Source organism: Streptomyces triticisoli (assembly GCF_003270085.1).
GTDB classification, from domain to species: domain Bacteria; phylum Actinomycetota; class Actinomycetes; order Streptomycetales; family Streptomycetaceae; genus Streptomyces; species Streptomyces triticisoli.
In genome coordinates this window covers 20,369-27,350 of record NZ_QFDQ01000140.1, presented here as the reverse complement: position 1 = coordinate 27,350, position 6,982 = coordinate 20,369, and the positions used below count along the sequence as shown (strand labels likewise).

The following is a 6,982-nucleotide window of genomic DNA, read 5'->3' as shown; positions in this document are numbered from 1 at the left end:
CGCACACGCTGCGTCACCACCCGCCGAGCCCGCGGACACCTCCGCACCGCTCAACTTTGAAGACCCGCAAAAGGTCGAGAAGGCTGAGGAAGCCGTAGGGCTCGCTGGTGACAGCAAGCTCACCCAGCCCCTCGCCTTGTTTTGTAAGGCGAGGGGTTCTTGCTGAGTGAGAATGTAAAGGTGCTTCAGCAACTGTTCAGCCCGTCCGTCCTGCACACGCTCGACCTGATCGGTATCTTCGTCTTCGCGATCTCCGGTGCCCTGTTGGCCGTGCGCAAGAACTTCGACGTCTTCGGCATAGCCGTGCTCGCCGAGGCCACCGGCCTGGGGGGAGGGCTCTTCCGCGACCTGGTCATCGGTGCCGTGCCGCCCGCCGCCTTCACGGACCTGGGATACTTCGTCACCCCGCTGCTCGCCACGGCCCTGGTCTTCTTCCTCCACCCGCAGGTGGAGCGCATCCAGGCCGGCGTCAACGTCTTCGACGCGGCGGGTCTCGGCCTGTTCTGCGTCGTCGGCACGAGCAAGGCGTACGACTACGGGCTCAGCCTCACCGCGTCGGCGACGCTCGGCCTGGCCACCGCCGTGGGCGGCGGTGTGCTGCGGGACGTACTCGCCAACGAGGTGCCGTCATTGCTGCGCTGGGACCGCGACCTGTACGCGGTCCCGGCGATCGTCGGCGCCACCATCGTGGCGCTGTGCATCCGCTACGACGTGGTGAACCCGTTCACCAGCAGCTTCGCCGCGGCCACCGCCTTCTCCCTGCGCCTGCTCGCGATGCGGTACCACTGGCGGGCTCCGCGCGCCTGGAACCGGCGCTCGACGGTACGGGAGGAGTGAGGCCCGACTAAAAGCTACTGCTTAGTAATTTCCTGTTGTATCGTTCACGCATGTCAGAAGCAGCCACCGCCCCGGCCGCGCGGGCCACGATCGGCGACAGCGAGTTCGACCGTGACACCGCGGTCACCCGGCGCGCCCCCGGTGTGTACGACACCGAGCTCTCCGCCGGCTGGACCATCATCAACGCCGTCAACGGCGGCTACCTGCTGGCCGTCCTCGGCCGCGCCCTCGCGGACGCCCTGCCGCACCCGGACCCGTTCACCATCTCCGCGCACTACCTCACCGCGTCCCAGCCCGGGCCGGCCGTCGTGCGCACGGACGTGGCCCGCACCGGCCGCACCCTCTCCACCGGCCAGGCCTCCCTCCTCCAGTACGACGAGGACGGCCGCGAGGTGGAGCGCATCCGCGTCCTGGCCTCCTACGGTGACCTCGGCACCCTGCCCGACGACGTACGCACCACGGCGAAACCGCCCGCGATCCCGCCGATGGAACAGTGCTTCGGCCCCCAGGACGCTCCCGCCCCGGTCCCGGGCAACTCGGCCATCGCCGACCGCCTGATGCTCAAACTGGACCCGGCCACCCTCGGCTGGGCGCTCGGCTCGCCCTCCGGCAACGGCGAGATGCGGGCCTGGTTCGGCCTCGCCGACGGCCGGGACCACGACCCGCTCTCCCTGCTGCTCACCGTGGACGCGCTGCCCCCGACCGCCTTCGAGCTCGGCATCGAGGGCTGGGTGCCGACCGTCGAGCTGACCGTGCACGTCCGCTGCCGCCCGGCACCGGGCCCGCTGCGCGTGTCCATCACCACCCGCAACCTCGCCGGCGGCTTCCTGGAGGAGGACGCCGAGGTCTGGGACAGCGCCGACCGGCTGGTGGCGCAGTCCCGGCAGCTCGCGCGGGTCAGGCTGGGCTGACGGTCGGACCGGCCGGCGACGGCGGCCGGCTCGGCCCGCTCGCCCTCGACCTGTTCCCCGGTCCCGGCCCCGTCGCCATCGCCCTGGCCGGCCTCGCCCCGCGGTCGCGGCACCACCCGCCGCGGCCGCGCCTTCCTCGGTCCCAGTCCCGGCACCTCCGACATCCTGGTCCGCCTAGCCCTCATGCAGGCGGACCACACGGTGTCCTGGAGTTTGTCCTGGGGTTTCTGACACCCTGACCCCTCCCGACACCCTGGCCCGTCCTGATCCCCGGGCCGGCCGTGAGCGCCCGTAGAATCGGCCTCACCATGGCTTACCTCGACCACGCCGCGACCACCCCCATGCTCCCGGAGGCGGCAGAGGCGCTGACCGCCGCGCTGAGCGTCACCGGCAACGCCTCCTCCCTCCACGCATCCGGCCGCCGGGCCCGCCGCACGGTCGAGGAGTCCCGCGAAATCCTCGCCGCAGCCCTCGGTGCCCGCCCCAGCGAGGTCGTCTTCACCTCCGGCGGCACCGAGGCCGACAACCTCGCCGTCAAGGGCCTGTACTGGGCCCGCCGCAACGCCGACCCGGCCCGCACCCGCGTCCTGGCCGGCCCCGTCGAGCACCACGCCGTCCTCGACGCCGTCCACTGGCTGGGCGAGCAGGAGGGCGCCACCGTCGAGTACCTCCCGGTCGACTCCTACGGCCGCGTCCACCCCGAAGCGCTGCGCGAGGCCATCGCCCGCAACCCCGACGACGTCGCCCTCGCCACCGTCATGTGGGCCAACAACGAGATCGGCACGCTGCTGCCGGTCCGCGAACTGGCCGACGTGGCCGCCGAGTTCGGCGTCCCGCTGCACTCCGACGCGGTGCAGGCCGTCGGTCAGGTCCAGGTCGACTTCGCCGCCTCGGGACTGGCCGCGATGACGGTCTCCGGCCACAAGATCGGCGGACCGTACGGCATCGGCGCGCTGATCCTGGGCCGCGACCACAGCCCCGTGCCCGTCCTGCACGGCGGCGGCCAGGAGCGGCACGTACGCTCCGGCACCCTCGACGTCCCCGCGATCGCCTCCTTCGCCGTGGCCGGACGGGTCGCCGCCGAGCGTCGTGAGTGGTTCGCCCGCGAGATCGGCGCACTGCGCGACGAGCTGATCGAGGCGGTGCGCACCGCGGTCCCGGACGCGATCCTCGGCGGCGACCCGGCGCCGGAGGGCCGCCTGCCCGCCAACGCCCACTTCACCTTCCCCGGCTGCGAGGGCGACTCCCTGCTGCTCCTGCTGGACGCCCAGGGCATCGAGTGCTCGACCGGCTCCGCCTGCACCGCGGGCGTCGCCCAGCCCAGCCACGTCCTGCTCGCCACCGGCACCGACCCGGACCTCGCCCGCTCCACCCTGCGCTTCTCCCTCGGCCACACCTCCACCCGGGCCGACGTCGAAGCGGTCGCCAAGGCCATCGGCCCCGCGGTGGAGCGCGCCCGCGCGGCGGGACTGACGTAACGGAACGGCTCAGGTCCGCGTGGTCCCAGCCGCGCGGACCAGCCGTATGTACCGGTCCCAGTCCCAGTGCCGCCCCGGGTCCGTGTGGTCGGCGCCCGGCACCTCCACGTGGCCGATGATGTGCTCCCGGTCGACGGGTATCTCGTACCGCGCGCAGATCCGGGCCGTCAGCCGTGCCGAGGCGGCGTACATCGCGTCCGTGAAGGAGGAGGCGTCGTCGACGAAACCCTCGTGCTCGATGCCGACACTCCGCTCGTTGTAATCCCGGTTGCCCGCGTGGAAGGCCACGTCCAGCTCGCGGATCATCTGCGTGACATGCCCGTCCTTGCGGACGATGTAGTGCGTGGCGGCCCCGTGCCCCGGGTCCTGGAAGACCTTCACCGCGCTCGCGAAGCTGCCCTGCGTGACATGGATGACGACCCGGTCGATCCGGTAGTCGTCCGGGCGGTCCGCCCCCCGGTAGTTCGCCGAGGAGGCCGCCACCCACCGGGCGCCGCCGAAGTCCACCGCGCCCTCCACCCGCGGCTTCTGCGCGCCCGGCAGCCGCCACCACAGCCGGGACAGCCCGCTGCGCTCCAGCGCGGCCCCGCCCACGACCACCGCCGCCGCACCGATGAGCAGCGCCCGCCGCCCCGGCCGCCGTCCCTTGTCGTCCTTCTTCCGCCCCATACGATCTTCAACGGACACCCGGCGGCCCCGGTTCCCGCATCCCCGTACCCTGGAAGGGCTATGACTGACACTCCGCAGCGCACCCGCCGCCCCCTCCGCGTCCTCGCCGCCATGTCGGGCGGGGTCGACTCCGCCGTCGCCGCCGCGCGCGCCGCGGAGGCCGGCCACGACGTCACCGGCGTCCACCTCGCGCTCTCCGCGAACCCGCAGTCCTTCCGCACGGGCGCGCGGGGCTGCTGCACCATCGAGGACTCACGCGACGCCCGCCGCGCCGCGGACGTCATCGGCATCCCGTTCTACGTCTGGGACCTCGCCGAGCGCTTCCGCGAGGACGTGGTGGAGGACTTCGTCGCCGAGTACGAGGCCGGCCGCACCCCGAACCCGTGCCTGCGCTGCAACGAGAAGATCAAGTTCGCCGCGCTGCTGGACAAGGCGCTCGCCCTCGGCTTCGACGCGGTCTGCACCGGCCACTACGCCAAGGTGATCGTCAACGAGGACGGCTCGCGAGAGCTGCACCGCGCCTCCGACATGGCCAAGGACCAGTCGTACGTCCTCGGCGTCCTGGACGAGAAGCAGCTCGCGCACGCGATGTTCCCCCTGGGCGACACGGTCACCACCAAGGACGAGATCCGCGCGGAGGCCGAGCGCCGGGGCCTGGCCGTCGCCAAGAAGCCCGACTCGCACGACATCTGCTTCATCGCCGACGGCGACACCCAGGGCTTCCTCGCCCGCCGCCTGGGCAAGGCCGAAGGCGACATCGTCGACGAGTCGGGCACGGTCGTCGGCACCCACGAGGGCGCGTACGGCTTCACCATCGGCCAGCGCAAGGGCCTGCGCATCGGCACCCCGGCCCCCGACGGCAAGCCGCGCTACGTCCTGGACATCTCCCCGGTGTCCAACACGGTCACGGTCGGCCCCGCCTCCGCCCTCGACGTCACCGCCCTCACCGCCATCAGGCCCCGCTGGTGCGGCACGGCCCCGTCCGGCCCCGGCACCTACACGGCCCAGCTCCGCGCCCACGGCGGCGAGACCGAGGTCACCGCGGAGCTCGTCGACGACGAACTCCGGGTCGCCTTCACCGAGCCGGTCCGCGGAGTGGCCCCCGGCCAGGCGATCGTCCTGTACGACGGCACACGCGTCGTCGGCTCGGCGACCATCGCCTCCACGGCCCGGGCGAAGGAGCCGACCACGGCGGTCTGACGCACAGACTGCGGACGGAACGGACAGCAAGAAGCTCACCGACCGCTGCGCTGGGCGAATCCCGTGCTGAGGGTCTCAGCGCCACGGACACCTGCCCGGTGTTTCCCGTGCTGCTGGCGCCGGGCGAGCCGGACGCCGGCCGGATGTGCCAACAGCGTCGGACTCCCCCCTGGCGGGGCCGCCCCCCGGGCGGACGGCTCTACTTTCGAGACACGTCCTGGGACCGGCCTTCCGCCGTCTCCTTGATGCCGGTCAGGGTGGCGTCCATGCCCTGGCCGAGTTGCTTGAGGCGGTAGGCGATGATCGCCTCCTCCTGGTCGGGGGCGCGGTCGATGTAGGCGTTCAGGCCGGAGCGGCCGGGGCCGATCGTGACCGACTGGCGCAGAACGGTGCCCCCTTCCGGCGCCGGAGTGAGGGCGAAGGACCAGGTGGCCATCCGGTCCGCCGGATCCTCGGATGCCTTGCCGTAGCGTCCGTCGGGGTCCAGTACGCACCAGGTGAGGGTGCGCTCCGGGACGACCTCCGTGATGTGGGAAACGGTCCGCCACTCGCCCACGACCGGATTCTGGTTGTGGCCGAGGTAACGGGCGCCCGGCGCCGGCCTGTCGGCACCGTCCTGCCACTCGACTCGCACCAGTTCGGGGCTCCACCCGGTCATGGCCTCGACGTCGGTGACGACTTCCCAGACCCGCGAGGGCTCCGCCGCGATGTGAGCCTCGCGGTGTGTGCCGGGCTGGTCGGCGTAACGCATGGCTGCTCCCCGTGTGGGCGCGGTCGTTCGCCGCTCCCGCACGGGGAGTCTAGGGTCGCTAACTCCCCGTGAGGCGTGTTGTGTTGATCACAAGGCTGTCAGTTCGGACACCAGCCGGGCGGTCGTCGGCGCCGGGATGCCGTGCCGCTTCGCGGCGCGCAGCACGGCGCCGCCGATCGCGTCGAGCTCCAGGGCGCGGCCCGCCTCGGCGTCGCGCTGCATAGAGGACTTCATCCCGGCAGGAGAAGCGTCGTACATCGACAGGGTCCGGTCCGGGTCGAGCGGCGCCCCGGCGGCGCGGCCGACGGCGGTGATCTCGCCGACGAGGGCGAGCAGTTCCTCGCGATGGCCGGTGCGGACCGTGCCGATGGTGACGTCGTAGCGGGTGGTGAGGAGGGCGAAGGGAGCGAGGAAGGCCAGCTTCGCCCAGAGGACGGCGGTCTCGGACTCGGCCAGACGGGTCCGCACGCCGGCGGACTCCAGCACGGCGGCCAGGCCGGTGAGCGGGCGCGCGGTCGTCCCGGCCAGGTCGATCTCGGCGAACGGGCTGCCGTGCTCGATGACACCGGGCGCGACACGGGTCGACTCGACGCGGATGACGCCCGCGGCCACGCGTTCGTCGCCGTAGCGGCGGCGCAGGTTCTCGGTGTGCTCGATGCCGTTGAGGAGCGGCAGGACGAGGCCGTCCGTGCCGAGCGCGGCCGGTGGGACCCGGTCCAGTGCGGCGTCCAGACTGGTGTGCTTGACGGCCACCACGCACAGGTCGACCGGCTCCCGCAGCTCGGTGTCCGCCTCGACCGTGGCGGTGAAGTCCCCGAACCGGCCGCTGCGCACCCGTATCCCGCCCTCGCGCAGGGACTGCGCCGTCGCGTCCCCGGCCAGGCAGATCACCCGGTGACCCGCCCGGGACAGCAGCGCGGCGAGCAGCCCGCCGACGCCGCCGGGGCCGAGCACGGCCACGGTCCAGGGGTGGGGAGCTTCCTCCGCGCAAGTGGCTTCGGTGACGTCGTGAGTGGTGCTGGGCATGGCTGCGGTGTCCCTTCCGGTCGCGGGGCGCCCCGGTCGGGCGGGGCCGCCGTCCCGGTGGGCGCCGGCAACGGCGGGTCTCGGCGCATTTTGGGCCCCGGCCCACCGCG

General features: G+C 72.8%; 7 protein-coding genes. 4 read left to right on the top strand and 3 right to left on the bottom strand.

Annotated elements, in window-relative coordinates:
* The first annotated feature begins 180 nt into the window (after window positions 1-180).
* The 3 genes from DEP02_RS19490 to DEP02_RS19480 all read left to right on the top strand — a co-directional run bounded on the left by DEP02_RS19490 (window position 181) and on the right by DEP02_RS19480 (window position 3,226).
* Complete coding sequence (locus DEP02_RS19490; RefSeq protein ID WP_112468971.1) at window positions 181-837, top strand: trimeric intracellular cation channel family protein; 657 nt, start codon at window positions 181-183, stop codon at window positions 835-837.
* Between the two features lie 50 nt (window positions 838-887).
* Window positions 888-1,748 (top strand): thioesterase family protein, encoded by an 861-nt coding sequence (locus DEP02_RS19485; protein WP_112468970.1) that lies wholly within the window; start codon window positions 888-890, stop codon window positions 1,746-1,748.
* A gap of 308 nt (window positions 1,749-2,056) precedes the next feature.
* Window positions 2,057-3,226: a cysteine desulfurase family protein gene (locus DEP02_RS19480; protein ID WP_112468969.1), complete on the top strand. Its 1,170-nt coding sequence runs from the start codon at window positions 2,057-2,059 to the stop codon at window positions 3,224-3,226.
* A 9-nt stretch (window positions 3,227-3,235) separates the two neighbouring features.
* Here the strand turns inward: DEP02_RS19480 and DEP02_RS19475 are convergent, their stop codons facing one another.
* Window positions 3,236-3,895 carry an N-acetylmuramoyl-L-alanine amidase gene (locus DEP02_RS19475; RefSeq protein WP_112468968.1) on the bottom strand — a complete coding sequence of 220 codons (660 nt, stop codon included), beginning with the start codon at window positions 3,893-3,895 and terminating at the stop codon, window positions 3,236-3,238.
* Window positions 3,896-3,955: 60 nt separating this feature from the next.
* On the opposite strand from DEP02_RS19475, the gene mnmA reads away from it, so the two are divergent.
* Entirely contained in the window at window positions 3,956-5,095 is a 1,140-nt protein-coding gene (gene mnmA, locus DEP02_RS19470; protein WP_112468967.1) for a tRNA 2-thiouridine(34) synthase MnmA, read from the top strand.
* A gap of 199 nt (window positions 5,096-5,294) precedes the next feature.
* Here the strand turns inward: mnmA and DEP02_RS19465 are convergent, their stop codons facing one another.
* Together DEP02_RS19465 and DEP02_RS19460 are read right to left on the bottom strand one after the other, a co-directional pair.
* Window positions 5,295-5,846 (bottom strand): SRPBCC family protein, encoded by a 552-nt coding sequence (locus tag DEP02_RS19465; protein WP_112468966.1) that lies wholly within the window; start codon window positions 5,844-5,846, stop codon window positions 5,295-5,297.
* Window positions 5,847-5,933: 87 nt separating this feature from the next.
* A complete protein-coding gene (locus DEP02_RS19460) occupies window positions 5,934-6,872 on the bottom strand; it encodes a ketopantoate reductase family protein (protein WP_112468965.1) in 939 nt (312 codons plus the stop codon).
* Window positions 6,873-6,982 lie beyond the last annotated feature (110 nt).

What these genes read in the sequence shown, in the direction of transcription:
- DEP02_RS19480 (WP_112468969.1), top strand. Translation starts at nt 2,057, where the DNA reads ATGGCTTACCTCGACCACGCCGCGACCACCCCCATGCTCCCGGAGGCG.
- mnmA (WP_112468967.1), top strand. Translation starts at nt 3,956, where the DNA reads ATGACTGACACTCCGCAGCGCACCCGCCGCCCCCTCCGCGTCCTCGCC.
- DEP02_RS19485 (WP_112468970.1), top strand. Translation starts at nt 888, where the DNA reads ATGTCAGAAGCAGCCACCGCCCCGGCCGCGCGGGCCACGATCGGCGAC.
- DEP02_RS19475 (WP_112468968.1), bottom strand. Translation starts at nt 3,895, where the DNA reads ATGGGGCGGAAGAAGGACGACAAGGGACGGCGGCCGGGGCGGCGGGCG.
- DEP02_RS19460 (WP_112468965.1), bottom strand. Translation starts at nt 6,872, where the DNA reads ATGCCCAGCACCACTCACGACGTCACCGAAGCCACTTGCGCGGAGGAA.
- DEP02_RS19465 (WP_112468966.1), bottom strand. Translation starts at nt 5,846, where the DNA reads ATGCGTTACGCCGACCAGCCCGGCACACACCGCGAGGCTCACATCGCG.